This is a genomic window from Roseburia rectibacter (assembly GCF_014287515.2).
GTDB classification, from domain to species: domain Bacteria; phylum Bacillota; class Clostridia; order Lachnospirales; family Lachnospiraceae; genus Roseburia; species Roseburia rectibacter.
Map to the genome: position 1 here is coordinate 2032921 of NZ_CP092473.1, position 26924 is coordinate 2059844.

At 40.1% G+C, this 26924-nt stretch carries 23 protein-coding genes, 1 other RNA gene and 1 other annotated feature (1 of these 25 running past the window's edge); of the genes, 19 read left to right on the plus strand and 5 right to left on the minus strand.

Annotation, left to right across the window (positions count from 1 at the left end; translation table 11 throughout):
- The first annotated feature begins 195 nt into the window (after nt 1-195).
- The 7 genes from rsxC to H8S51_RS09700 all read left to right on the plus strand — a co-directional run bounded on the left by rsxC (nt 196) and on the right by H8S51_RS09700 (nt 7418).
- Nucleotides 196-1524 carry an electron transport complex subunit RsxC gene (gene rsxC / locus H8S51_RS09670; RefSeq protein ID WP_118208889.1) on the plus strand — a complete coding sequence of 443 codons (1329 nt, stop codon included), beginning with the start codon at nt 196-198 and terminating at the stop codon, nt 1522-1524.
- 87 nt (nt 1525-1611) lie between these two features.
- Nucleotides 1612-2562, plus strand: coding sequence for an RnfABCDGE type electron transport complex subunit D (locus tag H8S51_RS09675; protein WP_117920907.1), 951 nt, complete (start codon nt 1612-1614; stop codon nt 2560-2562).
- A 1-nt stretch (nt 2563) separates the two neighbouring features.
- Complete coding sequence (locus H8S51_RS09680; protein ID WP_006858036.1) at nt 2564-3175, plus strand: RnfABCDGE type electron transport complex subunit G; 612 nt, start codon at nt 2564-2566, stop codon at nt 3173-3175.
- On the plus strand, nt 3175-3897 hold the full coding sequence (rsxE, locus tag H8S51_RS09685; protein ID WP_117920906.1) for an electron transport complex subunit RsxE: 723 nt from the start codon (nt 3175-3177) through the stop codon (nt 3895-3897). Before H8S51_RS09680 ends, rsxE begins: the two co-directional genes overlap by 1 nt.
- A gap of 14 nt (nt 3898-3911) precedes the next feature.
- Nucleotides 3912-4508 (plus strand): electron transport complex protein RnfA, encoded by a 597-nt coding sequence (locus H8S51_RS09690; RefSeq protein ID WP_006858034.1) that lies wholly within the window; start codon nt 3912-3914, stop codon nt 4506-4508.
- Between the two features lie 13 nt (nt 4509-4521).
- A complete protein-coding gene (locus tag H8S51_RS09695) occupies nt 4522-5313 on the plus strand; it encodes an RnfABCDGE type electron transport complex subunit B (protein WP_117920905.1) in 792 nt (263 codons plus the stop codon).
- A 179-nt stretch (nt 5314-5492) separates the two neighbouring features.
- Complete coding sequence (locus H8S51_RS09700; protein ID WP_186898818.1) at nt 5493-7418, plus strand: [Fe-Fe] hydrogenase large subunit C-terminal domain-containing protein; 1926 nt, start codon at nt 5493-5495, stop codon at nt 7416-7418.
- A gap of 102 nt (nt 7419-7520) precedes the next feature.
- On the opposite strand, the gene H8S51_RS09705 is transcribed toward H8S51_RS09700, so the two are convergent.
- Nucleotides 7521-8990 carry a methyl-accepting chemotaxis protein gene (locus H8S51_RS09705; protein WP_186898817.1) on the minus strand — a complete coding sequence of 490 codons (1470 nt, stop codon included), beginning with the start codon at nt 8988-8990 and terminating at the stop codon, nt 7521-7523.
- Nucleotides 8991-9147: 157 nt separating this feature from the next.
- A complete protein-coding gene (locus H8S51_RS09710; protein ID WP_117920902.1) occupies nt 9148-9951 on the minus strand; it encodes a hypothetical protein in 804 nt (267 codons plus the stop codon).
- A gap of 242 nt (nt 9952-10193) precedes the next feature.
- On the opposite strand from H8S51_RS09710, the gene thrC reads away from it, so the two are divergent.
- A complete protein-coding gene (gene thrC / locus H8S51_RS09715; RefSeq protein ID WP_117920901.1) occupies nt 10194-11684 on the plus strand; it encodes a threonine synthase in 1491 nt (496 codons plus the stop codon).
- A gap of 105 nt (nt 11685-11789) precedes the next feature.
- On the opposite strand, the gene H8S51_RS09720 is transcribed toward thrC, so the two are convergent.
- Together H8S51_RS09720 and H8S51_RS09725 are read right to left on the minus strand one after the other, a co-directional pair.
- Nucleotides 11790-12683 (minus strand): chemotaxis protein CheX, encoded by an 894-nt coding sequence (locus H8S51_RS09720; RefSeq protein ID WP_117920900.1) that lies wholly within the window; start codon nt 12681-12683, stop codon nt 11790-11792.
- Nucleotides 12684-12685: 2 nt separating this feature from the next.
- Complete coding sequence (locus H8S51_RS09725) at nt 12686-13063, minus strand: response regulator (RefSeq protein ID WP_006858027.1); 378 nt, start codon at nt 13061-13063, stop codon at nt 12686-12688.
- A 203-nt stretch (nt 13064-13266) separates the two neighbouring features.
- Here H8S51_RS09725 and H8S51_RS09730 point away from each other — a divergent pair, with 203 nt between their 5' ends.
- The 3 genes from H8S51_RS09730 to H8S51_RS09740 all read left to right on the plus strand — a co-directional run bounded on the left by H8S51_RS09730 (nt 13267) and on the right by H8S51_RS09740 (nt 15946).
- The gene (locus H8S51_RS09730) at nt 13267-13608 is read left to right on the plus strand and encodes a hypothetical protein (RefSeq protein WP_186898816.1); all 342 of its coding nucleotides are present in this window, start codon (nt 13267-13269) and stop codon (nt 13606-13608) included.
- A 117-nt stretch (nt 13609-13725) separates the two neighbouring features.
- Nucleotides 13726-14400: a response regulator transcription factor gene (locus H8S51_RS09735; protein WP_117920898.1), complete on the plus strand. Its 675-nt coding sequence runs from the start codon at nt 13726-13728 to the stop codon at nt 14398-14400.
- A complete protein-coding gene (locus H8S51_RS09740) occupies nt 14390-15946 on the plus strand; it encodes a sensor histidine kinase (protein ID WP_186898815.1) in 1557 nt (518 codons plus the stop codon). Before H8S51_RS09735 ends, H8S51_RS09740 begins: the two co-directional genes overlap by 11 nt.
- A gap of 29 nt (nt 15947-15975) precedes the next feature.
- On the opposite strand, the gene H8S51_RS09745 is transcribed toward H8S51_RS09740, so the two are convergent.
- Nucleotides 15976-17340 (minus strand): citrate/2-methylcitrate synthase, encoded by a 1365-nt coding sequence (locus H8S51_RS09745; RefSeq protein WP_186898814.1) that lies wholly within the window; start codon nt 17338-17340, stop codon nt 15976-15978.
- 173 nt (nt 17341-17513) lie between these two features.
- Between H8S51_RS09745 and H8S51_RS09750 the strand changes: the two genes are divergently transcribed.
- The 8 genes from H8S51_RS09750 to H8S51_RS09785 all read left to right on the plus strand — a co-directional run bounded on the left by H8S51_RS09750 (nt 17514) and on the right by H8S51_RS09785 (nt 26709).
- Nucleotides 17514-17933 (plus strand): cytidine deaminase, encoded by a 420-nt coding sequence (locus H8S51_RS09750; RefSeq protein WP_186898813.1) that lies wholly within the window; start codon nt 17514-17516, stop codon nt 17931-17933.
- Nucleotides 17934-18032: 99 nt separating this feature from the next.
- On the plus strand, nt 18033-19085 hold the full coding sequence (locus H8S51_RS09755) for an FIST signal transduction protein (RefSeq protein WP_118208883.1): 1053 nt from the start codon (nt 18033-18035) through the stop codon (nt 19083-19085).
- 12 nt (nt 19086-19097) lie between these two features.
- Complete coding sequence (locus H8S51_RS09760; RefSeq protein WP_186898812.1) at nt 19098-20060, plus strand: methyl-accepting chemotaxis protein; 963 nt, start codon at nt 19098-19100, stop codon at nt 20058-20060.
- A gap of 122 nt (nt 20061-20182) precedes the next feature.
- A complete protein-coding gene (pckA, locus tag H8S51_RS09765; protein ID WP_117920892.1) occupies nt 20183-21787 on the plus strand; it encodes a phosphoenolpyruvate carboxykinase (ATP) in 1605 nt (534 codons plus the stop codon).
- 228 nt (nt 21788-22015) lie between these two features.
- Nucleotides 22016-23089, plus strand: a complete 1074-nt coding sequence (locus H8S51_RS09770) for a 5' nucleotidase, NT5C type (protein WP_186898811.1) — start codon at nt 22016-22018, stop codon at nt 23087-23089.
- A gap of 66 nt (nt 23090-23155) precedes the next feature.
- Nucleotides 23156-23348, plus strand: a non-coding RNA gene (gene ssrS, locus H8S51_RS09775) — 6S RNA.
- A gap of 251 nt (nt 23349-23599) precedes the next feature.
- Nucleotides 23600-25855 (plus strand): SpoIID/LytB domain-containing protein, encoded by a 2256-nt coding sequence (locus H8S51_RS09780; RefSeq protein WP_186898810.1) that lies wholly within the window; start codon nt 23600-23602, stop codon nt 25853-25855.
- The gene (locus tag H8S51_RS09785; RefSeq protein WP_186898809.1) at nt 25852-26709 is read left to right on the plus strand and encodes a YihY/virulence factor BrkB family protein; all 858 of its coding nucleotides are present in this window, start codon (nt 25852-25854) and stop codon (nt 26707-26709) included. The genes H8S51_RS09780 and H8S51_RS09785 overlap by 4 nt, the downstream gene beginning before the upstream one ends.
- A 43-nt stretch (nt 26710-26752) precedes the next feature.
- Nucleotides 26753-26924: a binding site (T-box leader), on the plus strand (it continues 58 nt past the right edge of the window).

The window sequence follows — 26924 nt, forward strand, 5'->3', positions numbered from 1 at the left end:
ATATATAAGGAAAATGGAATTACTCTTAATTGGTGGAATTATCTCAATAATTGTGAAAATTTTGTCAAAAGGTACTAAAAAAAATACAAGGAACAGATGTAATATGTATCATTTTGTGGTATAATCTATAGGATAAATGTTCTATGAGCTATATCATAGAATAGAATACAATTAAGAGAAAGTGGGGCACGAAAAATGGGTTTAAAGACATTTAAAGGCGGCGTCCATCCTTACGAAGGCAAGGAATTAGCAAAGGATGCGCCAATTGTGGAAGTTTTACCCAAGGGCGACCTGGTGTATCCGTTATCACAGCATATCGGAGCACCTGCAAGTCCGATAGTGGCGAAAGGCGACAGAGTATTAAAGGGACAGAAAATCGCAGAAGCGGGCGGTTTTGTATCGTCTCCAATTTATGCATCTGCTTCCGGTACTGTAAAAGCTATTGAACCGCGTCGTGTGGCAGTTGGCGATATGGTCAATTCCATCGTGATCGAAAACGACGGAGCGTTCGAAGAGGTTTCTTATACACCGTGTGAAGATGTAACTGCTTTATCAAAAGAAGAGATCATTGATAAAGTAAAAGAAGCCGGTGTTGTCGGCATGGGTGGTGCAGGTTTCCCGACTCATGTAAAATTATCACCGAAAGAACCGGAGAAAATTGAGTACATTATTGCAAACTGTGCAGAGTGTGAACCGTATCTGACGGCAGATTATCGGAGAATGCTAGAAAATCCGGAAGAACTGATCGGTGGTATGAAGATCATCCTTCAGATTTTTGACAAAGCAAAAGGTGTATTCGGTATTGAGAATAACAAACCGGATTGTATCGAAAAACTGCAGGAACTTGTAAAAGATGAGCCGCGTATCGAGGTTTGTCCGTTAGAGACAAAGTATCCGCAGGGTGGTGAGCGTCAGCTGATTTATGCGGTAACAGGACGTTCTATCAATTCTAAAATGCTTCCGGCAGATGCTGGCTGTATCGTAGACAATGTTGAGACGATCATTGCAATTTACAATGCTGTCAAACTTGGCAAACCGGTAACAAACCGTATCTCTACGATCACTGGTGATGCGATCGAGCATCCTGGCAACTTTTTATATAACATCGGTACGAGTTATCAGGAACTCGTTGATGCGGCTGGTGGATTTAAAGTACAGCCTGAAAAGATCATTTCCGGTGGCCCGATGATGGGATTTGCAATGTTTGGATTAGACGTTCCAACTACAAAGACATCATCTTCCCTGTTATGTATGTCACAGGATGAGGTTGCAGCAGCAGAGAAATTACAGACAGCATGTATCAACTGCGGACGTTGTGTGGAGGCATGCCCGGAGCAGTTGATCCCGTCAAGACTTGCAAAGTTCTCAGATAAGGGACTTTCCGAAGAATTTGAAAAATGGCATGGATTAGAGTGTGTGGAGTGCGGCAGCTGCAGTTTTGCATGCCCGGCGAAGAGACAGCTTGCACAGTCTATTAAGACCATGAAGAAACAGGTTCTTGCTGCAAAACGCAACAAGAAATAATGAAAGCATGATTCGCAGAGATTTTCGGAAAATGTGTTTTCACAATATTAAATAAAATTTTAAAACTGAAGAAAGAGGTGGATTCCTGTGAGTGATTTATATCATGTTTCATCATCACCACATGTGCGTTCCAAAGATACAACGGAAAGAATCATGCTTTATGTAATTATTGCATTGCTTCCGACAACTTTATTTGGTATCTATAACTTTGGATACAGAGCACTGATTTTAATTTTAGTAACAATCGCATCCTGTGTTGCATCAGAGTGGATCTTTAACAAGATCGTACATAAAAAACAGACGATCAATGATCTGAGTGCTGTTGTGACAGGATTACTTTTAGCATTGAACCTCCCGGCTACACTTCCATGGTGGGAAGCAGTTCTTGGCGGTGTGTTTGCAATTATTGTTGTAAAATGTATGTTCGGCGGCCTCGGACAGAACTTCATGAACCCTGCACTGGGTGCAAGATGTTTCCTTCTGATCGCATTTGCAGCAAACATGACAAACTTTACGATTGATTCTTATACTGGAGCAACACCGCTTGCGGCAATGAGAAACGGGGATGCAGTAAATACCATGGATATGCTGATCGGACGTACTGCCGGAACAATCGGTGAGACTTCTGCAATCGCTATTCTGATCGGTGCGATCTTCCTGATTTTAATGGGAGTGATCGATCTTAGAATCCCGGCAAGCTATATTATAACATTTGTTGTTTTCATGCTTCTTTTCAGCGGACATGGTGCTGACTGGACTTATATTACAGCACAGCTCTGCGGTGGTGGTCTCATGCTTGGTGCATTTTTTATGGCTACTGATTATGTTACTTCACCGATCACGCCAATGGGACAGATCATCTTTGGTATCTGCTGTGGTATCTTTACCGGACTGTTCCGCTGCTTTGGTGCAAATGCAGAGGGTGTTTCTTTTGCAATCATCTTAAGCAATATCTTAGTTCCGATGATCGAGAAATATACAGTTCCGAGAGCATTTGGCATGGTAAAAGAAGCCAAAAAGCAGGAAGGAGGCAAATAAGATGAATAAGAAGATCGTTCATGACGCATTAATTTTATTTGCTTTTACAATCGTACTTGGACTTTTACTTGGAGTTGTGTACGGTGTTACAAAACCTTCAATTGACAAGGTAAATGAAGAAAAAACACAGAATGCCTACAAACAGGTATTTACAGATGCAGATCATTTTACAGATTATGCAGATTTTGATGCAGACGCAGCACAGGCTCTGTTAGATGAAAACGGATATTCCGATGAGATCGAGACAGTAGTTGCAGCACAGGATGCATCCGAAAATACACTTGGTTATGTATTTACGGTAACCGCAAAGGACGGAAGCCAGGGATCTATCACATTCTCCGTAGGTATCCAGAATGATGGAACTGTAAATGGTTATTCCATCACATCTATTTCTGAGACACCTGGTCTTGGTATGAAGGCGCAGGAAGAAGATTTCTACGGTCAGTTTGAAAACAAAAAAGTAGATTCCTTTACCGTTGTTAAGTCAGCTCCGTCAGCCGACAACGAGATCGAAGCAATTTCAGGTTCTACCATTACATCAAAAGCTATGGCTAACGGTGTAAATGCCTGCCTGACATACTTCCAGAATGTTTTAGCGGGAGGTACAAATTAATGAACAAAAATGTAGAACGTTTATATAACGGTATTATCAAGGAGAATCCTACCTTCGTTCTGATGCTTGGTATGTGTCCGACATTGGCGGTTACTTCCTCAGCAGTCAACGGACTTGGTATGGGACTTTCCACAACAGTGGTACTTATTTTATCCAATATGCTGATTTCAGCATTCCGTAAAGTGATCCCGGATGGTGTCCGTATGCCGGCATTCATCGTAATCGTTGCATCACTTGTTACCATGGTTCAGTTTATCATGCAGGCATATACACCAAGCCTTTCCGAGTCTTTAGGTGTATATATTCCTCTTATCGTAGTAAACTGTATCATCCTTGGACGTGCAGAAAGCTATGCTTCTAAGAACCCGGTAATCCCGTCTATGTTTGATGGTATTGGTATGGGACTTGGATTTACATTTGGTCTTACCTGCATCGGTTTGATCCGTGAACTTTTAGGAGCAGGTCAGATCTTCGGATTCCAGATCTTATCCTTAAAATGGTTTACACCGATCACAATTTTCGTTATGGCTCCTGGTGCATTCTTAGTATTGTCCTGTCTGGTTGCTATTATGAACATTGTAAGAGCGAAGATGGAAGCAAAAGGAAAACCGTTAGCAGAGCCTGCAGGATGCTTGAGCGGCGACTGCTCCGGCTGCAGCCAGGCTGCACACTGCAGCGGTAAAGCAACTGTAAAAGCAGATGCTGCCGGAAAAGAAGAGTAGGAGGATAGGTACAGATGAAAGAATTACTTTTGATTGCAATCGGTTCTGCGATTGTAAATAACGTTGTATTAAGTCAGTTCCTTGGTATCTGTCCGTTCTTAGGAGTTTCCAAGAAAACAGAGACAGCAGCCGGAATGGGCGGTGCAGTTGTGTTCGTTATCACGATTTCCTCGTTTGTAACAGCACTGATCTATAAATTTATTCTTGCAAACAGCTATCTGATGAGCAAGGGGATCGATCTTACTTATTTACAGACGATCGTATTTATTCTTGTTATCGCAGCATTAGTACAGTTTGTTGAGATGTTCTTAAAGAAATCAATGCCGGCATTGTATCAGAGTTTAGGTGTATACCTTCCTCTTATCACTACAAACTGTGCCGTATTAGGTGTTGCATTAACAAACGTTACAAAAGAATATGGAATCTTAGAGAGTGTTGTAAATGGTTTTGCAACTGCATTCGGATTCCTGATCGCGATCGTTCTGATGGCAGGTCTGCGTGAAAAAATTGAATACAATGATATTCCAAAACCATTTCAGGGTACTGCGATCGTTCTGATCACAGCAGCTTTGATGTCTATCGCGTTTATGGGATTCTCAGGAATGATTTAGGAGGAAAAATAAGATGAACGTTACAGCAATATTAGTTGCAGCCCTTGTTGTGGGCGGCGTAGGTATCTTGATTGGATTTTTCCTTGGTATTTCCGGAGAAAAATTCAAAGTAGAAGTTGATGAGAAGGAAGTTGCCATCTTAGGCGAACTTCCAGGAAATAACTGTGGTGGCTGTGGTTATGCCGGATGTTCCGGACTTGCTGCAGCGATCGCAAAAGGTGAAGCACCGGTAAATCAGTGTCCGGTCGGTGGTGCACCGGTTGCGGCAAAGATCGGTGCGATCATGGGTGTAGATGCTGGCGAGGGTGAGAAAAAAGTTGCCTTCGTAAAATGTGCAGGTACCTGTGATAAGACACAGAAAGACTATGAGTACACCGGTAATGAGGACTGTGCATCTATGGCATTTGTTCCAAACGGTGGACCCAAAGCATGTAACTATGGCTGCTTGGGATATGGTTCCTGTGTGAAAGCATGTCCATTTGATGCGATCCATATCGTAGACGGCATTGCATTAGTTGACAAAGAGGCATGTAAGGCTTGTGGTAAATGTGTAGCTGCCTGCCCGAAACACTTAATCGAGCTTGTTCCTTACTCAGCAAAACATATTGTTCAGTGTAGTTCTAAGGATGTCGGCAAGAATGTAATGAAGGCATGTTCCGTTGGATGTATCGGATGTCATCTCTGTGAGAAGAACTGTCCGAAGGATGCCGTACATGTCATTGACAATGTAGCATATATTGATCAGGAAAAATGTGTCGGATGTGGTATCTGTGCACAGAAATGTCCGAAGAAGATTATTCTTTAATTTAAGTACAATTAGAAGAACAAAAGAACAGGCTGCTCAAAGCGGTCTGTTCTTTTGTATATTATTTTATAAACATTCAAAAAAATAAGTGATAAAAATTGTTATTAACACAAAAATATGATAAAATATCACTATAACAATATATTTTTTATGAAAATTATACAAAGTGGGTGGACAAAATGGAACTTATTTACGCAAATGATAATTGTACCGGATGCAACAAATGTGTAAGAGATTGTCCGGTGCTGATCGCCAATGTTGCAACAGATGCAGGAAAGGTAACAGTTGACTCTGAAAAATGTATTGCATGTGGGGCATGTTTTGATGCATGTGAGCATAATGCCAGAGAATATCAGGATGACACAAAATCATTTTTTACAGCATTAGAAGCAGGAAAAAAGATTTCTGTTATTTTAGCTCCTGCATTTTTGGCAAATTATCCGCATGAGTATAAAAAGGTACTTGGATATCTGAAGAAAAAAGGTGTAAATCATATTTACAGTGTTTCTTTCGGTGCAGATATCACGACATGGGGATATTTAAAATATATTACAGAACATCAGTTTCTGGGTGGCATTTCCCAGCCATGTCCGGCAGTTGTCAATTATGTGGAAAAATATATTCCGGAATTACTGCCGAAAATGATGCCGATTCATAGTCCGATGATGTGTATGGCAATTTACATAAAAAAATATTTAAAATGTGATGATGAACTTGCATTTATCAGTCCTTGTATCGCAAAGAAGACAGAGATTACAGATCCAAATTGCTATGGCTATGTAAAATATAATGTGACATTTAAAAAGCTTTTTGAAACGATTGGAAATAAATATCAGGGCTGTAAGGAATATGAGGACGAACTGGAATATGGCATGGGTGCTCTTTATCCGATGCCGGGTGGTTTAAGAGAAAACGTAGAACATTTCCTTGGAAAAGAACAGGTGGTAAGACAGGTAGAGGGCGAAGAGGAGGCTTATCGCTACCTGCATGAGTACTTAGAACGTATCAGAACAAACAGGAGACAGCCATTTATGGTCGATATTTTAAACTGTTCGAAAGGATGCATCTACGGAACAGCTACAGAACCGGAACGCAATACGGATGATGTTATGCTGACGTTAAGTGATATGCGAAACAGAGCTTCCGACAGGACAGAAACGAAAAAGGGACTGTTTTGGAAAAAAGGAAAGAATGGTTCTCCATGGGATGACTCCGTGCCGGAAAATGAACGCCTCGCAAATCTGATGAAAGCATTTGCAGATCTGGATATCAATGATTTCGTGCGTAAATATACAAATAAGAATGTTGTTATTAAAGAGCCTTCCGAGCATGAAATCCAGGAGATCTTTACATCCATGAATAAGATGGATGCAGCCAGCCAAAAAATTAACTGTGAGTCCTGTGGCTATTCATCCTGCCGCAATATGGCAAAGGCAATCTATAATCATGTGAATGTAAAAGAAAACTGTGTACATTATGTTAAGAGTGTTGCAGAAAATGAAAAAGAAAAGATCCAGAATCTTATGGAGGAGGAACAGCAAAAACAAGAGATTCATAATCAGAAACTTGCCGGCATTACAGAACAGTTTGTATCTTTGAGCGATAATATTGATCAGCTGGGTGCTGCCAATGAGACGTCAGCAAACGAGGCGACAACTCTTGCACAGCATATACAGGAAATTTCCAATTTCTGTCAGCAGTTAAACAGCTCTTTGGCAACGATATCTGATTTTATTAATATTTATAAGGCAAGTAATGAGGATATTTCCTCGATCGCAGGACAGACAAATCTTCTTTCACTGAATGCTTCCATAGAGGCGGCACGGGCAGGAGAAGCGGGACGCGGATTTGCAGTAGTTGCAAGCGAAATACGTGAATTGTCTGATTCGACAAAAAATCTGATCGTTGAAAATGATGCGAAAGCAGAAGAGATCATTCCTAAGATTAATGCAAGCATTGATTCGATCAAAGATCTGATTGAGAATATTAATGAAATGAACGAGAAAGTAGCAACGATTGCTGCAACATCGGAGGAGATTTCGTCACAGACATCCTGCGTGCAGAGTATGGCAGATGAACTTCGCGATGCAGTAGAAAATATATAGAAATGACAGTTTTGTAAAGCAGACAGATGGAAATAGCAATTTATCAAAAAAATACATCTGACAACAATACTCCGGTTGTCAGATGTATTTTTTTCAATAAATTTAAAACTGTTTTTGGGTAAATGTTACGAGTTCCTGCATTTTTGAAGCAATATTATCAAGTATATCTGTGTTTTTACTTTCGGCTTCTAACGTCTCGTGTGCATGTGCAGTCAGTTCTTCTGATATTGCAGAAAGTGTCTGGACGGAATCAGAAATAACCTGATTTGCATCTTTTAATTCTGAGGTGCTTGTGGTCAGGTTCTGTATACCATTTTGAATGGAAAGTGTATTTTCATGAATGGAAGAGAAGCTGTCTGCAGTATTTTGCGCACTTTCTTTTTCCTGATTGATACCGCCAATCATCTGCTGTATCACAGTAACAACTTCATTGATAGCAGAAGTAACATTATTGATCAACTCAGTTATCTTTATGGTCGCATCCTTTGTCTGTGAAGCCATTCCTGTGATTTCGGTGGCAACAACAGAGAACCCTTTTCCTGCTTCTCCGGCTCTTGCCGCTTCAATACTTGCGTTTAGTGCGAGAAGGCTGGTCTGGGATGTAATCCCGCCGATCAGTTCTACGATAGAATGCATTTCTTCCATATAATGATTTAATGTTTCTAACTTTGCGGCAGCTTCCACGCTGTTTTCAACAGAAGTATCTACCTGGCTGACAAGAAGGTGCATGGAATTACTTCCTTCTGTTACGATGTCTAACGTGTGCTGCATATTTTCACTGATCTGCTGTGTTACATCATTGACAAACACAATTTTATCCTGAATGGATTTTGTCTGCACACCCTGTTCCATAACTGCTTCTGTTGCATCTGCTGTACCGCTGGATACTTCCTGCATGGCATGCTGGGTTGTCTGGGCTGCGGTGCTTAATTTATCAAGTTCCTGATGGATACTGTTGATTTCCTGATTAACATGATCTGATAATTCAGACAGGTTTGTCAGTAATTTCTCTGACTGTGTCTGGGATTCCTCGGCACGTTTGATTTTCTGTGTCATATTGAGGTTTAAAGTCTGTGAAGTATAGTAAGAATAAATACCGACCATAATCATAATGACGACCTGGATCACAGCATTGTCCTGTCCGGAATAACCAAATTCTCCATTCTGAGAACCTACAATTACGACAATAAGACTTTCAATCGTGGTTCCGGCGTTGACCATAAGAGAATATTTTGCATCGTTATAAACGGAAATAATTAAAATCATTGGAATAACGAATAAAAAAACCAGACCGTTTGTGGCAGTAAAAAGTGCAAAACTGTAAAAAACAGCAAAACCGATCGCAACGAGATGTTTGATTGCGGCTGATTCATGTGATTTGTTCCAGAAATAAAATTCTGCAATGACAGGTGCAAAACCGAGAATCATAATGATAAGAATATAACCCCAGGTCTGAAGTCCGGAAAGCACCTGCAAAATACAAAACAGTGTCATGATACTCGAATCAATCAGATGAGCATACATACAGGTTTTATTATTTCGTTCAAGATCGCTGAAAGTGGTTTGGCTCATAAATATGTCTCCCTTTATGTATAGTTATTCAGTAGTAATGGTAATTCATCAAAACATTTGCGTTTATTGTACTACTTTTTAGATAAATATACAATAACGCGATTTTGAAAACAGGCGAGCACAACTTGACATTTTCAGTCAGGCTATGCATCAAAGATCATATTGTGCCAGAGTTTTTTAGATAAGAAAGATAACGTTCAGACAGCTTTATTTTTGTATAAATTTCCGCATATTCTTTTGGTGAAAGTGTATCAATATAATTTTCAGGAAAATCTTTTTGGATTCCGGCGGCTTTTGCGAGGTCTGCAGCCTTGTTATATGCAATAGCAGCTTTTTCCTCACTAGAATAGGTTCCGACGATATAGTTGCCATTAATATGTATCGTAGCACGATATTTGGTAATTCCTTTTACCATATAACGAGCGACACCGTGAAAACGGTTAATCACAAGGATGTTAGCATAACGATAGTCCGATGGGTCCCCGTTGACAAACTGATAATCCCTGCCGGCAACTGCATATGGACGTATCCCATAGCGTGACAGAATGGAATACTGCATCCCGTAATCACTGACAAAAAGGTGTCCCTGCCGTTTCTGGATCTTGTGACTGGAATAATAAAAAAGATCGTCAATGTCAAATTTTAATTCTTCATGTTCTGAAAGAAAATAACTGAAATATCCTTTACGGAGATAGATCGGATTTTTAAAATAGAGTCCATTATCACGAAAATTAAGCAAAATGATGATTTTTTCATATGGAAGAGTTGTTTTGTATGAGTAGACATTGTCAATGGTTATGACTGAGTCAGAAAGAGCCTGTGATGCTTCCTTATAAGCCAGATGAGCGGTATCTTCTGATGAAAAACTTCCAAGACTGATGTGTTTGCCGGAATAATTGATGCTGGAACGATAGTAGATGGTTCCATCTATTTTTGTAGCAGGAAAAACTCCTTTTAACATAAAAATCTCCATTCTGCGGTTAAAGTTGTTATGATGCATTGATGAGATGTAATCAGCATATCATGTTTCCGGAAAGGTTGCAAGATGATGCGATTTTTGTAAAATAATATTTTCATACGTTAAAGCATTGACATGAAGCAATCATTTCCTATATAATACTAAAAAGTATTGATATAATACTGGAAGGAATTGGAAATCCCAAACTTAATTACGATGAATAAAAAGATAAGAGGACGAAGAAAATGGAATTAATGTATGCAAGCACAAGAGACGCAAATGAAAAAGTGACAGCATCACAGGCAATTTTAAAAGGACTGGCAAATGATGGCGGTTTATATGTACCGACTGAGATCCCGTCTTTGGATGTAAGCATGGAAGAACTTTCTAAGATGACTTATCAGGAGACTGCCTATGAAGTACTCAGACTGTTTCTGACAGATTATACAGAAGAAGAGCTGAAAAACTGTATTAATGCTGCCTATGACAGTAAGTTTGATACAGAAGAGATCGCACCGTTAGTGGACGCAGATGGTGCGTATTATCTTGAATTGTTCCATGGTCCGACGATCGCTTTTAAAGATATGGCATTATCCATTCTGCCACATCTTCTGATCACTGCAGCAAGAAAGAATAATGTCAAAAATGATATCGTGATCCTGACCGCTACATCCGGTGATACCGGAAAGGCAGCATTGGCAGGCTTTGCAGATGTAAAGGGAACCAAGATCATTGTATTTTATCCAAAGAATGGTGTCAGCCCGGTACAGGAAAAGCAGATGGTAACACAGAAAGGTGATAATACTTTTGTTGTTGGTATCCATGGCAATTTTGACCAGGCACAGACCGGTGTTAAGAAAATGTTTTCTGATGCAGAACTTGCAGAGGAGATGGACGCTGCAGGATATCAGTTTTCATCTGCAAACTCTATCAATATCGGACGTCTGGTACCACAGATTGCATACTATGTATATGCATATGCAAAATTATATGCAAACGGTGTGATCGCAAAAGACGAGAAAATTAATATCGTAGTGCCTACCGGTAATTTTGGAAATATCCTGGCAGCGTTTTATGCAAAAAATATGGGCATTCCGGTAGCAAAACTGATCTGTGCTTCAAATGAGAATAAAGTCCTTTATGATTTCTTCTCTACCGGTACCTATGATAAGAACCGCGAATTTATGCTGACAAGTTCTCCATCTATGGATATTCTGATCTCAAGCAACCTTGAACGTCTGATCTATCGTATTGCAGGTGAGGATGCTGTGAAGAATGCTGCATTGATGAAAGAATTAAATACAACCGGTAAATACGAGATCACACCGGAAATGAAAGAGAAACTTGCTGATTTCTACGGAAATTATGCGAGCGAGAAAGAGACAGCAGATACCATCCGTGATCTGTATGAGAAAACAGGTTATGTGATTGATACACATACAGCAGTTGCTGCATCTGTATATCATAAATATAAAAAAGATACGAATGACACAGATACCAAGACCGTGATCGCATCAACAGCAAGTCCGTTTAAATTCAGCAGAAGCGTTATGGATGCGATTGATCCAAAATATGATTCTTTATCTGAGTTTGAGCTGGTGGATGAATTAAGCAGGATCGGCAATGTAAAAATTCCACAGGCAATCGAGGAAATCCGCAGTGCCGAGGTTCGCCATAAGACTGTATGTGAAGTGGAAGAGATGCCAGAGGTTGTAAAACAGTTCCTTGGAATATAATAAATAAGCAGATAACAGAAAATAGAATGTTCATTCCGCAAACATTCTATTTTCATCAAAAAAACGACTGTGTTTTGCACAGTCGTTTTTTTGTCATAATGAAATTTATAATTCGTTGTGAATCAGTTCAAAGATAAAATGAATCGTTCCGAAAGAATAAACAACCGGTAACAGATATGCTTCATGTTCAAATGTGATCAATTCATCTGTCACAACATTTGGAACATCAAGCTGTAATTCAAGTCCCTGTTCATTTGACATATTAACATTGAACAGACCATTGTGGAGATTTAAGAAATCTTCAAGAGAGGACTGTACATATTCATCAAAACTGTTGAAATCTTCATCAACATAACGGGATGCAAATGCAATACATGTACTTTCCGGCATGTCAATATAAGTACGGATGGAAAACTTACCGTTGATCTGCTGGCTGATACAGTAGTTTGTCGGATATTCTTTACAAAGTTCAGGGCGAACTGGTGAAAAATCATCTCCGATAAAACGAACGAGATCGTTAAACAAAAGATGCAGGAAAGAAAGTTCACCAGGTGAAAGCTGACGTTCTGCAACGACAAAGAAATTTTCTACAAGGTGGTTTACGATATCCTTTGTCTCTGCGGACATATCTGCATCATAAAGTTCATTATCTGACTGATAACCGATGATAAGAGACTGAAGCTGCTCATTATTAATAACACCATCATTTAATAATGCCTGACCAAGAAGTAAGAAGTTAGGATTCTGTGTCTGCAGTAACTCTGTAACCTGTGCTTCTGTCAGATAGCCCTCGCGGATGGCAAGTTCGCCGAAACGTTTATCTTCATGTGTCTGCATGATGATTACGCGGTCCACTTCACTGGCTGACATATATCCTGCATGCATGGCGAGAGTTCCTAATTTCGGATGCTCAGAATTTGCTTCCTGCATAGCATGCATTAACTGTTCTTTTGTGATTCCGTGTGATAATAAGTAGTTTCCGAAAAATTGAGCGTACATGTCTATCTCCCTTCAAATCTTGAAGTAATAATATGTTCGATCTGATCCGCATTGATCGGTTTCTGGATAAAATCACTGGCACCTGCCTCAATGGCTTCGCGGAGCTGGGACTGCGTACCGACAGAAGAGACAATAATGATAGTAGCATCTGGATCAAAATCAGTAATCTCATGTATGACAGCATTGCCATCTTTGATCGGCATAACGATGTCAAGAAATACAAGCGAAGGGGATTCTTTTTTGTAAATATCAATAGCATCCTGTCCGTTTGCAGCCTCTAAAAATGTTGGTGTGCCAAACTGGGAGAGGATATCCTTTAACTGTTTTCTTGCTAAAATAGAATCGTCACTGATGAGAATTTTTGTGTCATCAAATTTCATGGTTTTTTGCCCCCTTCTATAAGTATGTTGTTTTTATTTTACACTAATCGGCGCAAGAGTTCAATGTTTCTTGACCGAAAATATGGGATTTTATGTAAAAAAACAAATTAAAACGTCCGGTTGCGCCAATTTTGTATTGCGTTTATAATAAAAAACATGAGACAAAAAAGTCGAAATACAAAGATTTATGCTGGAGGTTTAAAATGAAAGTAATGGTTGTATTTGATGCGGTAATTCTGCTTTTTGGGATCTATATGGTAGTATCTTCACTTCAGATGAAAAAAAGTGGCAGGATCAATGCAATGGTAATTGCAGAAGAAGAGATGAAAAAATGTAAAGATACAGCAGGATTTATAGCATTTATTTACTGGAGAGAGGCGTTGTTCGGAGGAATCGTTGCCATAGTCGGACTGGTTGGTATCATCAATGAACTTACGAATTTCTTAGGAAAGCTGACTTTGGCAGAACTTGTGATCTTTCTTGGGTCATTTTTATGGTTCCAGAACAGCTTAAAGACTGCACGGGAAAAGTTCCTGCACATTTAAGACGTTCATAGGAGAGCATATTTTCACAAGATACAGATGATAGTCACACAGCCGTCACATAAGCCGGTTATAGTAATGAACAGAAAAAAGTCAGTTTGTGGGAGGAAATGAGACGTTATGGAACGCATTTTAGTTGTAGACGATGAAGATAAGATCCGTGCGATCATCCGGAAATATGGAGAATTTGAAGGGTATGAGATCACAGAGGCACATGATGGGATGGAAGCAGTCGAAATTTGCCGGAAAGAAGATTTTGACCTGATCATACTAGATGTAATGATGCCGGAACTGGATGGGTTTTCAACCTGCCGGGAAATCCGCAAATTCAAAGAAATTCCTGTTATTATGCTATCGGCACGCGGTGAAGAATATGACAAGATTCACGGATTTGAACTTGGAATCGATGATTATGTGGTAAAACCGTTTTCTCCACGTGAACTGATGATGCGTGTGAAAGTTGTGATCAGCAGAAACAATAAAAAAGATGTAAGAAACGGACATGAAATTTTTCAGGCGGAAGGTCTGATTATTGATTTTACGGGACGGACTGTGACCGTAGACGGAAAACGTGTCGAAATGTCACCAAAAGAATATGAACTTTTGTTTTATCTGGTGAGAAACCGTAATATTGCACTTGATCGTGAGAAGCTGATCACAGAGGTATGGGGATATGATTATTATGGAGATGACAGAACATTAGATACCCATATCAAACTTTTGAGGAGCAGTCTCGGAGAATACCGCAAATTTTTAGTGACACTAAGAGGGGTGGGATACCGGTTTGAAGCATGAAAAAATCAGTATTAAGTGGAGGGTATTTACTTATCTGCTCATATTTACAGGAATACTTCTTGTTGTATTATGGCTGATCCAGATCTGTTATCTGGATTCATTTTATACAATGATCAAAAGCAGGGAAGCAGAACAGGTTACATCAGTGGCTGCGGGAATATTAACATCAGACGAAGAAGATAAAGATACCCTGATCCATGATATTGCTGCCCAAAATAACATGGCGGTATATGTAACAGATATACAAGGGAATGAAATATACAGCGCAGAGTATATTGTAAATTCAAGACTCACAGATATGCCGTCAGAGCAGATACAATATTATTATGAACAGGCAAAAGAACATGGCGGTATATTTAAGGTAGAATACGAAGGTGGGATCAACCCGGAGTTCTGGGATGATAACATGAAAAAACCTGAAAATGTAGAAGAAGATTTACTGAGGGATGAAAAAGAACCGTTAGAACCTGCCACAGAAGATGGAACCGAAAACGGAAATGAACGTGTTTTTCATAGCTTTTTACAAAAACGGGGACAGGAGCGCATTAAGAGTGTGATCTATGTGAAAGCAGTGGAGTGTAAAGGTCAGGAATATATTCTGATGGTCAATACACAACTGACACCGGTGGATGCAACGGTCAATACACTGCGTATTGAGCTGGTATGGATCACGGTTATTATGATTTTGCTTTCACTTGGAATTGCTCTTTTGTTATCCAGGCAGATATCAAAGTCACTGATCCGGATCAATGAGTCAGCGAAAGCGCTTGCAAAGGGAGATTTTGATGTACGTTTTGATGGAAAAGATTATCGTGAAGTAGCAGAACTTTCAGATACGCTCAATGCAACAGCGAAAGAACTTGGCAAAAATGAGTCTCTGCGGAGGGAACTGATTGCAAACGTATCACATGATTTAAGAACGCCTCTTACGATGATCATTGCCTATGCAGAGGTGATGCGGGACCTTCCGGGAGAAAACACACCGGAAAACGTCCAGGTAGTGATCGATGAAGCCGGACGACTGACAAACCTTGTAAATGACATGCTTGATATATCAAAACTTCAGGCTGGTGTTATGGAAAAAAATGATACCGAATACAATCTGACGGAAAGTATCGAATCTGTTCTTGAACGCTATAATAAACTGAAAGAGCAGGATGGTTACTGCATACATTTTGAATATGACAGAAAAGTTCTGGTAGAGGCGGATGAATACAAGATATATCAGGTGATCTATAATCTGATCAACAATGCGGTCAATTATACCGGAAAAGATAAAACAGTGTGGGTGCGTCAGAAAATTTTACAGGATTATGTTCGGATCGAAGTGACAGACAGCGGAGAAGGTATTGCAGAAGATGCACTTCCATATGTGTGGGATCGCTATTATAAAGTGGATAAAACACACAGGCGCGCTGTAATGGGAACGGGTCTGGGCCTTTCCATCGTAAAAAATATTCTGGAACTTCATCATGCCAGATATGGTGTGGAGAGCACCCCCGGATGTGGATCAACATTCTGGTTTGAGCTTCCAATAGAAAAATAGCAGAATTGAGAAAAACGCTGACTTTCCGGTCAGCGTTTTTCCATTGGAATATATTCTTTATGTTCACCAATATTTTTATAAGCAGGACGCATGATCTTACCGTTGATGGCAACTTCTTCAAGACGGTGGGCACTCCATCCGGCAATCCTGGCAATCGCAAAGATCGGAGTATAAAGTTCCACTGGAAGTCCTAACATACTGTAAGCAAAGCCGCTGTAAAAATCGACATTTGGACTGACACCTTTATAGATCTGACGTTCATCTGCGATGATCTTTGGTGCTAATCGTGATACAGCATCATAGAGAGCAAATTCTTTTTCATAGCCTTTTTCGGCAGACAGTTTTTCTACAAATGAACGGAAGATGCGTGCACGAGGATCAGAAAGAGAATATACCGCATGCCCCATACCATAGATCAGACCGGCATGGTCAAAAGCCTCTTTATGTAATAAAGCTCTCAGATAGCGGCTGATTTCCTCTTCGTCATTCCAGTCGGAGAGGTTTGCTTTCATGTCTTCAAACATGCGGACAACTTTGATGTTGGCACCACCGTGCTTTGGACCTTTTAAGGAACCTAAGGAAGCGGCAATCACAGAATAAGTATCTGTTCCGGATGAAGATACCAGATGTGTGGTAAAAGTGGAGTTATTTCCACCTCCGTGCTCCATATGAAGAATCAGCGCTGTATCTAAAAGTTTTGCCTCTAAAGGTGTAAACTGGCTGTCCGGACGCAGAATATGCAGAATGTTTTCTGCAGTGGAATATTCGGCTTTTGGTGGATGAATAAAAAGGCTTGCACCATCATGATAATGTTTATAAGCCTGATAGCCATATACGGAAAGAAGCGGAAACAGGCTGATAAGCTGTAAACATTGCCGGAGTACATTTGGAAGCGATATGTCATCAGCAAGATCATCATAGGAATAGAGCGTAAGAACACTCCTTGCAAGCGTATTCATCATATCTTTGCTTGGAGCTTTCATGATAATATCGCGGACAAAACTGGTAGGAAGCGTACGGTATTCACTGAGCATTTTTGTAAATTCCGTCAGTTCTGTTTTGGTGGGAAGTTTTCCAAAAAGAAGCAGATAAGTACATTCTTCGAAACCAAAGTGGCTGTTTTCCGATGTGCCGTCAATAATATCTTTGACATTGTAACCACGGTAATAAAGTTCACCATCTGCCGGGCGCATTTCACCGTCGATCATTTTTGTGGAACAGACATCAGATATTTCTGTAAGACCGACTAAAACACCTTTACCATTAATATCGCGCAGACCACGTTTAACATCGTATTTTGTATAGAGAGCAGGATCAATTCTGGCACACTGTTCGCTGAGCTTTGACAGATGCTGTAATTCCGGGGTAATTTCGCAGAAACGATTGGCAGTCATAATAATCCTCCGTATTTTTTGATTTATTACTTTATAACATTAAAGTATTTTTACTTATCATATCATAAGTATTTCTTATGACACAAGAGTTTTCTAAAAAAACTTTTCATGAAAGAGTTTTTCAGGTAAAATATAAACAGATGACTTAACACATTTAAAGAGAGGAAACAAAAATGGATATAAAGAAACTGGCACAGGAATCAATAGCGGCAAAAGAATTTGCTTATACACCGTATTCACATTTCAGGGTAGGAGCTGCCCTGCTTACAAAAGATGGAAAAATATACCGGGGATGTAATATAGAAAATGCTGCCTATACACCGACAAACTGTGCAGAGCGGACAGCTTTTTTTAAAGCTGTATCAGAAGGGCAAAAAGAATTTACTGCGATTGCGATCAACGGGGACGCAGATGACTATCTTTATCCATGTGGGGTATGCCGGCAGGTCATGGCAGAGTTTTGTGATCCGGAAACATTTCAGGTGATTCTTGTGAACTCACCGGATGATTATAAGATATTTACATTGGAAGAGTTGCTGCCTGGAGCATTTACAAAGAAGGATATCACAAAAGCAACCGGAAAAGAGTTGTAAAATATAGCTGATAAACTTGACAGACAGCACAGGAAATAGGATAATTTTTACAGATATGTTTGGAATCTGAAACAGAAAAGATAAAGGAGAGACAAACAGATGAAAGAGAGTTATGGAACAAGTTCCAGTGGAAATTTAAAAGAAGCTGTACGGGGGTTGGGGAATCCGGCATTTTTGATCCTGATGTCAAATGCAGAGCAGCTTGAAGCTCATGCAGCTGAACTGGAAGAATTATATCCGGGTGTACCGAGCATTGGATGCATCGGAATGAGTTACCAGACAGGTGTGACGGAAAAAGGTGTCAGTGTAACAGCGTTTGAAGGTGTAGAGGCTGTGACAGACGTATTAGAGCAGGCATCCATCATGCCGGTCAAATATATCAGCAGGGTTGAAAAGGCTTTACAGAAGATAAATGCGTCATCTGAAAATACTGTCTGTATTGATTTTTGTACAGGAAATGATGCGGCGGTTCTTACGACCATGTACAGTATTCTGGAAAAAAAGAAAATTTCACTGACAGGTGGAACAGGGGATGGTGGAAAAGTTTCCGTAAATGGAAAGGTATATGAAGATGCAGATGCTTTTGCATTTGTGAAAAATACCGGTGGCAAAGTTAAAGTGTATAAGGAAAATATTTATTATCCACTTCCACAGTATCGTTTTATTGCATCAAATACAGACCGCAGTAAATACACAGTCGGGGAACTAAACGGAAAGCCGGCAAAACAGGTCTATGAAGATACACTTGGTATCCGGGAACAGGATATTGTAAACCAGACTTTTAAAAACCCGATCGGTAAAAAGAACGGGCAGGATATCTGTATTATCTCAATCAAAGAAGTAGCGGGAAATGCATTGGGCTGCTATCGTCAGGTCAATGATTCCGATGTGCTTTATCTGCTTGAGACGAATGATTATCCTTCCATCGTGGAAGAGACGGTGCGGCAGATCAAAGGTGATTTTGCAAGGATTTCTGGTGTTTTTTCCGTAAATTGCATTTTCCGTTATCTATTCTTCTCCCAGGAGCATTATATGGATCAGTATTTAAAGACAATGGGGACACTTGGTATGCATGCAGGTTTAGTTGGTTTTGGGGAACATTATAACAGCCAGTTTGTAAATCAGACCATGTCGTGTGTTGTATTTGAGTAAGGGGGAGAGAGAATGTTTCAATTCAAAAAAGAGATAAAAGAACAGGTGAGTCAGACAGAAGAAAAATTAAATCTGCATCCGGTAATACATGTGTCTGAAAGTCTGCTTGACTACCAGAAAAAACTTTCACAGACAGAGGTAAGATCTCTGGATGAATTACAGGAAATCCAGAATGCATTTCAGGCGGTTTTAGAGGAAAATGAACAGCTCAAAGAGAAGCTTGGCTCTTTTCATGAAACGTTTGAAACAGTTGGCGAAACGTCAGGACAGTTTGCCGGTGTGCGAGAAGATATTACAAAATCGGTGGAAGAGGCACAGCAGAAAGTCGGTGGCTTAAAGGAGAGTTCAGGGGAAGTACAGGAACATTTTGATGAGATCCAGCGCACATTCGAAGATTTCCAGGCATCCGTGCAGAAAATCAAAGAATGTATGGGACAGATCATCTCAATTGCAAACCAGACCAATATGCTTGCATTGAACGCATCCATTGAGGCGGCGCGTGCCGGGGAGCAGGGAAAAGGATTTGCCGTTGTTGCAGAGGAAGTAAAGAATCTCGCCAGTGAGATCAAAAGCCTTGTCAGCACCGTAGATGGAAGCATTGTGGAAGTGGAACAGGATACGGAAAATTTAAACCAGAGCATTGCTACATCGAAAGAGTCACTCGGGAAAAGCTTAGAGAGTGCAGATGAGACATATGAGGTGTTTGACCGTATTACGGCGGCTGCAAGCGGAGCAGACCAGGTACAGCAGGAGATTGCAGGCGTGCTTGATGATTCAAGGGAAAAACTTGCCGATGTAAACCGTTCGCTTGAGCGGGAAAAGGCAGAGTATGATACAGTTCGCATGCATATAGAACAGGCAAATGATCTTGGCACCCAGAAGAGTACCATGTTTGAAAATATGGAAAATTTACTGGTACAGATTGCTCCGATCGCAAAAGAGTTAGAACAGAAGAATTTTACAGCCGGAGAATAAAAAAAAGGGTGACATTATTTTACAAAAACTGATTGACAAAAAAATAACATTGTGTATATTTATATTAGCGGAATTTTTTAAAAAATACCCTGATTATTTTAAAGGAAAGAGGTTAAAGAGCAATGGCAAATATTGATTTAAGCAAGTATGGCATTACCGGAGTAACAGAGATCGTTCACAATCCTTCTTACGAGATGTTATTCGAGGAAGAGACCAAAGCAGGTCTTGAGGGTTATGAGGTTGGTAAGGAAACAGAACTTGGTACAGTTAACGTTATGACTGGTATCTATACAGGACGTTCCCCGAAAGATAAATATATCGTTATGGACGAGAATTCAAAAGACACTGTATGGTGGAATTCAAAAGAATATCCAAACGATAACCATCCTATGTCAGAGGAAACATGGGCAGCAGTGAAAGATCTTGCAAAGAAAGAGCTTTCAAACAAGAGACTGTTCGTAGTAGATGCTTTCTGTGGAGCAAACAAAGATACACGTATGGCAGTTCGTTTCATCGTTGAGGTTGCATGGCAGGCTCATTTCGTAACAAACATGTTCATCAAGCCAACAGCAGAAGAATTTGAGAACTTTGAGCCGGACTTTATCGTATACAATGCTTCAAAAGCAAAAGTTGAGAACTACAAAGAGTTAGGTCTTAACTCAGAGACATGTGTTGCATTCAACATTACATCCAAAGAGCAGGTTATCGTCAATACATGGTACGGTGGAGAGATGAAGAAAGGTATGTTCTCTATGATGAACTACTATCTCCCACTTAAAGGCATCGCTTCCATGCACTGTTCAGCAAACGCTGATATGAACGGCGAGAATACAGCAATCTTCTTCGGACTTTCCGGAACAGGAAAGACAACACTTTCTACAGATCCGAAACGTCTCTTAATCGGTGATGATGAGCACGGCTGGGATGACAACGGTGTATTCAACTTCGAGGGTGGATGCTATGCAAAGGTTATCGGTCTTGACAAAGAGTCTGAGCCGGATATCTACAATGCAATCAAACGTAACGCACTGTTAGAGAACGTTACTGTTGATGCAAACGGAAAGATTGATTTTGATGACAAGAGCGTTACAGAGAACACTCGTGTATCTTACCCGATCAACCACATTACCAATATTGTAAAACCTGTATCTTCTGCACCGGCTGCAAAGAACGTAATCTTCTTATCAGCAGATGCATTCGGAGTACTTCCTCCAGTATCTATCCTGACACCAGAGCAGACACAGTACTACTTCCTGTCTGGATTCACAGCAAAACTTGCTGGTACAGAGCGTGGAATCACAGAGCCGACACCTACTTTCTCAGCTTGCTTCGGACAGGCATTCTTAGAGCTGCATCCTACAAAATATGCAGAAGAGCTTGTTAAGAAGATGGAGAAGAGTGGAGCAAAAGCATATCTTGTTAACACAGGATGGAATGGAACAGGAAAGAGAATCACAATCAAGGATACAAGAGGAATCATCGACGCTATCCTTTCTGGTGATATTCTTAAAGCTCCGACAAAGAAAATCCCAATGTTCAATTTTGAGGTTCCGACAGAGCTTCCTGGTGTAGATTCAGGTATTCTTGACCCACGTGACACATATGCAGATGCATCTGAGTGGGAGACAAAAGCAAAAGATCTTGCTGACAGATTCATCAAGAACTTTGCTAAATATGAAGGAAACGATGCTGGTAAAGCATTAGTTTCTGCAGGTCCTCAGAAATAATAAAGTGCACGCTTTGCGAGCAGACTTATTGTTATGAATGACGATCGGGTGTGACTTGGTTCACACCCGATTTTTTAATTCATAGGAAATTACGTCCTATGAATTAAAAAACCTCCGGGCAGGATTGCACTGCGTCGGAGTGGAATTATGTCGCTGGAGCGACCCGCCGCAGGCGGAGAATCCTGTAAAGCAGGATTCTTTCTTGCAGTAAAAAATAGGAGGATATTTATGCTGACTTATGGAATTGACTGGGATGATGTGATTTCTGATCTGAATACACATGCAATTACGCTTGCAAATAAGGAACATGCCTTGAATCTGAAATTAGAAGATATCAATTCATGGGAAAATGTCGGTAAGGCATCGATCATCAAGCAGTACTATCAGGACGAACGGATTTATCGTATGCAGACAGTGACGGATGAAGCCAAAAATTTCATACATGAACTGCAGAAAAAAGGGAAAGTATATATTATTACAGCAATTGCACCGCAGTTTATGAGCCTGCGCGCAGAACAGATTCTGACAGCATTTCCTGATTTCCCGGAACAGAATATTATTATGGGATTCCAGAAATCGCTGGTTCGTTTTGATGTTACGTTAGATGATGGACCGCATAATATTCTTAAAAGTTGTGCTAAATATCCGGTTTTAATGCGCCGCCCATGGAATGATTCACTTAGCGGCATTCTATCTGTAAATCATTATGGGGAATTTTTGCAGTTAATAGATCAGATCAAAGAGTCAATGCTGTTAGATAAAAAGCCGGTTTCATTTCCGTCTGTGATAGCATTGGTCGGACCGTCTGGTTCCGGCAAAAATGAACTTGCCAAAAGGTTAGAAAAAGCAGGAGCAGGAAAGATTGTTCATTCGTATACGACAGGAACAGCAGATGGGTTCCATCAGAGACTTTCGGCTGAAGAGTTTAAAAATAAAAAAAATGATTTTGTAACAGTAACCGTGTATGCCGGAAATAAATATGGTATCCTGGCGTCTGATATTGCAAAAATGATCGAAGATGGGATTAATCCGATCGTGCCGCTTGATATCGGTGGTGCAATAGCTATGAAACGATTGTTTTCAACAGCCATATTGTTTTGCAGGAGCAGTCGTGAAAAAATGATTTCCAATATTTTAAAAAAAAGTATCAGTAATCAGGAAAAAATGTACCGTCTATTATCATTGGAAAATGAAATTGACAATGAAGAACTCTGTGACTTCTCTATACGGACAGATAATATGGAAGAAGCTATTGAACAGGTAAGGATGCTTTTGTCAATAGAGAAAATAGATAGAAAGTAAAACAAAATTTGGCACTAATTAATAGTTGCGAAATGGGGCATATTAAAGTATAATAAGACTATCAAAAACGGCCTGGGATGTGCGACACCCTACATTTTTGAACCTACATTTACTTTTATGGGATTCTTATATTCGAAGGCAGATGTCAAGCCATCAGTACTTCAGTACATGAGCAGTGGAAGACAGAAACCGACGTGCGGTTACCCACCTAGCGGTCGCTAGGAGTCAAAAACGTAGGAAACGGCATTTTGGGTTTTTGACAAAAGATCATAAGGTACAGAAGATTTTTTAGTACAGAAGAGATGAAGAGTACAAAAGAAAATTTGATGTACAGAAGAATATTTGGCATACAGATGAAAAAAATCTGCTATACAAAAGAATATTTAAAATACAAAAGAACTTTTGTTTTCGGACAAAAGATCAGGGAAGCTGCTTTGAAATATAAGCAGCTTCTTTTGTGCAATAAAATGACAGAAATTATATGTATTTGGTACAGAAACGGGGCTCAACGTGAAAAAAAGAAATATACCTAAAATTTCAGCAGTCATACTGGGAGTTTTAATTTGTGTTTTTATAGGTGTACTTATAAACAAACTGAAAGAGAATTATGATCCGGAAGTTTTTTCGGAAGATTATATCAGTATTGATGAAGTAAAACAGGAACTGGCTTTTACCGTGTATTCAAAGGATGAATGGGACGACTGGTTTTCAGACAGGAAACAGGAGTATCTGACACAGTCAGTGCTGGATGAACTGTTAAAAAAACTGGGTGTTTCAGAACAGATTGATTTTGTGGTAAAAAGAAAAAACTCAGCCATCCCGCGTACAGAATGGAATCAGATATATGAGCAGATACTTGGATTTCTTGATATGGAACAGAGCGTGACAAAAGAGTCTTTGCTTGTGTTAAATAGTCTGGAGCTGGATGATCAGACGGTTCTTGTAACGAATCAGGGTGACTATTATACCAGATTACAAAATACATATTTTACAAACTGGATGGCATATGAGATTTATATAAGAGAGAATCAGTGCATTGGCATTGCACAGGTATCCAGACAGGGACAAACGGTCGAGAATGTATATTTAAAATCCTGCCAGAGGGAACAAATCTGTTTTTTATTTGCCGGTGCAGTTTATGAAATAGAATTGAACGATGATCAGATATCCTGCGAACCGGGAGTCTGTGACCTCGTATTTACGGATGGTACGCTTACTGCAATCAAGACAAAACAGGATTTTATACAGGGGCAGATGTTGTCTTATGATGATTCTGAGATTGAGATAGAAGATTATGGAAGAATCCACCATAATGGAAAACTTCCGGTTTATCAGACTTATGGCGATGTGTCTGAAAAATCGATATCGGATGTTGTTTTAGGTAACATGGATGTTGCTTATGTAACAGCAGGGAAGGAAGTCTGTGCGATCCTTATTCTACAGCCTGCTGATATAAAAAATATCCGGGTTCTTCTTTTAGCGGATGATGGTACAAATGTCCGGAAAGATATATATTTAAAATGTTCTGTGAAAGCTGTAGTGACCTGTGGCGATGAAACAAAAAATACAGAACCGGATGAACTTCTTCACCCTGCGGATGCATTGACAGATACCTCTGGAAAAACTTATGTTTTGAAGCCGGAAACGGAAGATGGACGGATCTATCTGTGTGACCAGAATGGGACAGCTACGTCAAATGGCTATTTTGGAACGATCGAGGTGAGAAATACAGAGAATGGGTATACGGTCGTGAATGAGCTGCCATTAGAAGAATATTTATCTGCGGTTGTGCCAAGTGAAATGCCGTCAAATTTTTCGGCAGAGGCATTAAAGGCACAGGCGGTATGTGCGCGCAGTTACGCTTATATACAGCTTATGCGGGCAGATCTTGCGGCATACGGAGCGCATATCAATGACAGTACATCTTATCAGGTTTACAATAAAGTGGAGCAGACCAAGGAGTCCGTTGCGGCTGTCGATGCAACATGTGATCAGGTGATGACCTGGATGGGAAAGGTTGTGGAGGCATATTATTTCTCTACATCAATGGGGTATACAGATACGGCAGAAATCTGGAATGTGGATGATCCTGCTGATTATGGATATCTGAAAAAAACATGTTTAAATCAGACGGATGCCGGGATGGACTTATCGGATGAAACAACATTTACCCGGTATATTAAGGGCAACGCGGATGGATATGATAGTGATATCCGTTATTACAGGTGGTCTGCAACAGCAGATTTATCGGATAAAACGGAACAGGTAAATGAGATCTTATCAGCAAGACATTCCATTTCACCCCAAAATGTGTTATATTATGAATCTGACGGCACAACAGAGATGGATGTTTCTGATGCCGGAAAGAAAATGGGAGACATTACCGGAATGTCAGTGGAAGCAAGAAGTGGTTCCGGTTCGATCCTTACATTGAATCTTGCTTATGAACATGGTGTTGTAAAAGTAAAGACAGAATACAATATTCGTAAGATTCTTGGCTGTATGATCGAAAAAATAGTCTATGCAGATGCAACGGAATCAGAAAATATGACGATGCTGCCAAGTGCATTTTCAACGATCGAAAAGCAGGAAGACGGAACCTATCTGTTATCCGGCGGGGGTTATGGTCATGGACTTGGCATGAGCCAGAATGGCGCAAATGGAATGGCAAAAGCCGGTATGAATTATCTGGATATCTTAAATTATTTTTATCAGGATATTAAAATAGAGACAATCGGAGAGATGGAAGGAAAAAAGACATTATGATCTGGAAGATTATAGGAAATGTCATGTCATTTATGGGAAAATGTAAACGGGATAAGATCAACGCATATTCTGCGCAGTCAGCTTTTTTTATTATATTATCGCTGATCCCGTTTCTCATGGTTTTTTCGTCCCTGTTACAGTATACATCTGTGACGGAGGGGACACTTTTAAAAATTATAGAAAGAGTTATGCCGGAATACATAGCACCGTTTCTTATTTCCCTGATCGATGAGGTGTATAACAGATCTGTGGGCATTATTTCCATTACAGCGATCGCGGCTATCTGGTCTGCGGCAAAGGGAGTACAATATATGACCGATGGACTTAATTCTGTCAATGACCTTGAAGAGACAAGAAACTGGTTTGTGCTGCGCCTCTGGGCAGTCGTTTATACAGTAGTGTTTGTGATCGCGATTATATTTACGCTGCTTGTAATTATTTTTGGAAATTCGCTTCAGAAACTGGCATCGCAGTATATTCCGTTACTGCGGCATGCTGTGGATCTGCTGTCACATTTTCGAGGTCTGGTCATGTTAGCAATGCTGATCCTTTTCTTTGATATAATCTTCACTGCACTGCCGAATAAAAAGCTGACCTTTAAAAGCCAGCTTCCGGGAGCTGCGATCTGCGGAGTGGCATGGTATGTTTTTTCTATTGGTGTATCTATATATGTGGATTATTTTAATGGTTTTTCCATGTATGGAAGCCTGACAACGATCGCACTTATCATGTTGTGGCTTTATTTCTGCATGTATATCATGATGATGTCGGCGGAAGTAAACGTTATTTTCAATGACAGTATCCGGAAGTGGTTGCTCAAAGAGAAAGAGAAGAAAAAAAGAAAAAACTCTTGAACTAATAAATTGCCTGTGCTACAATGCAATACAGAGTGAAAAAGAAAAGGCATTGAACGTGATTAGTAGTGCACTATAATTCTTTCAGAGAGAATGGGTCACCGGCTGAAAACCCATTTAAGACAAGGTAGGAATCGAAGTTCGCACGGGAGCCGCATTTGTGAAATGACAGTAGCAGATGACGTTTATGCACGTTACGCATGTTAAGAGCTTCC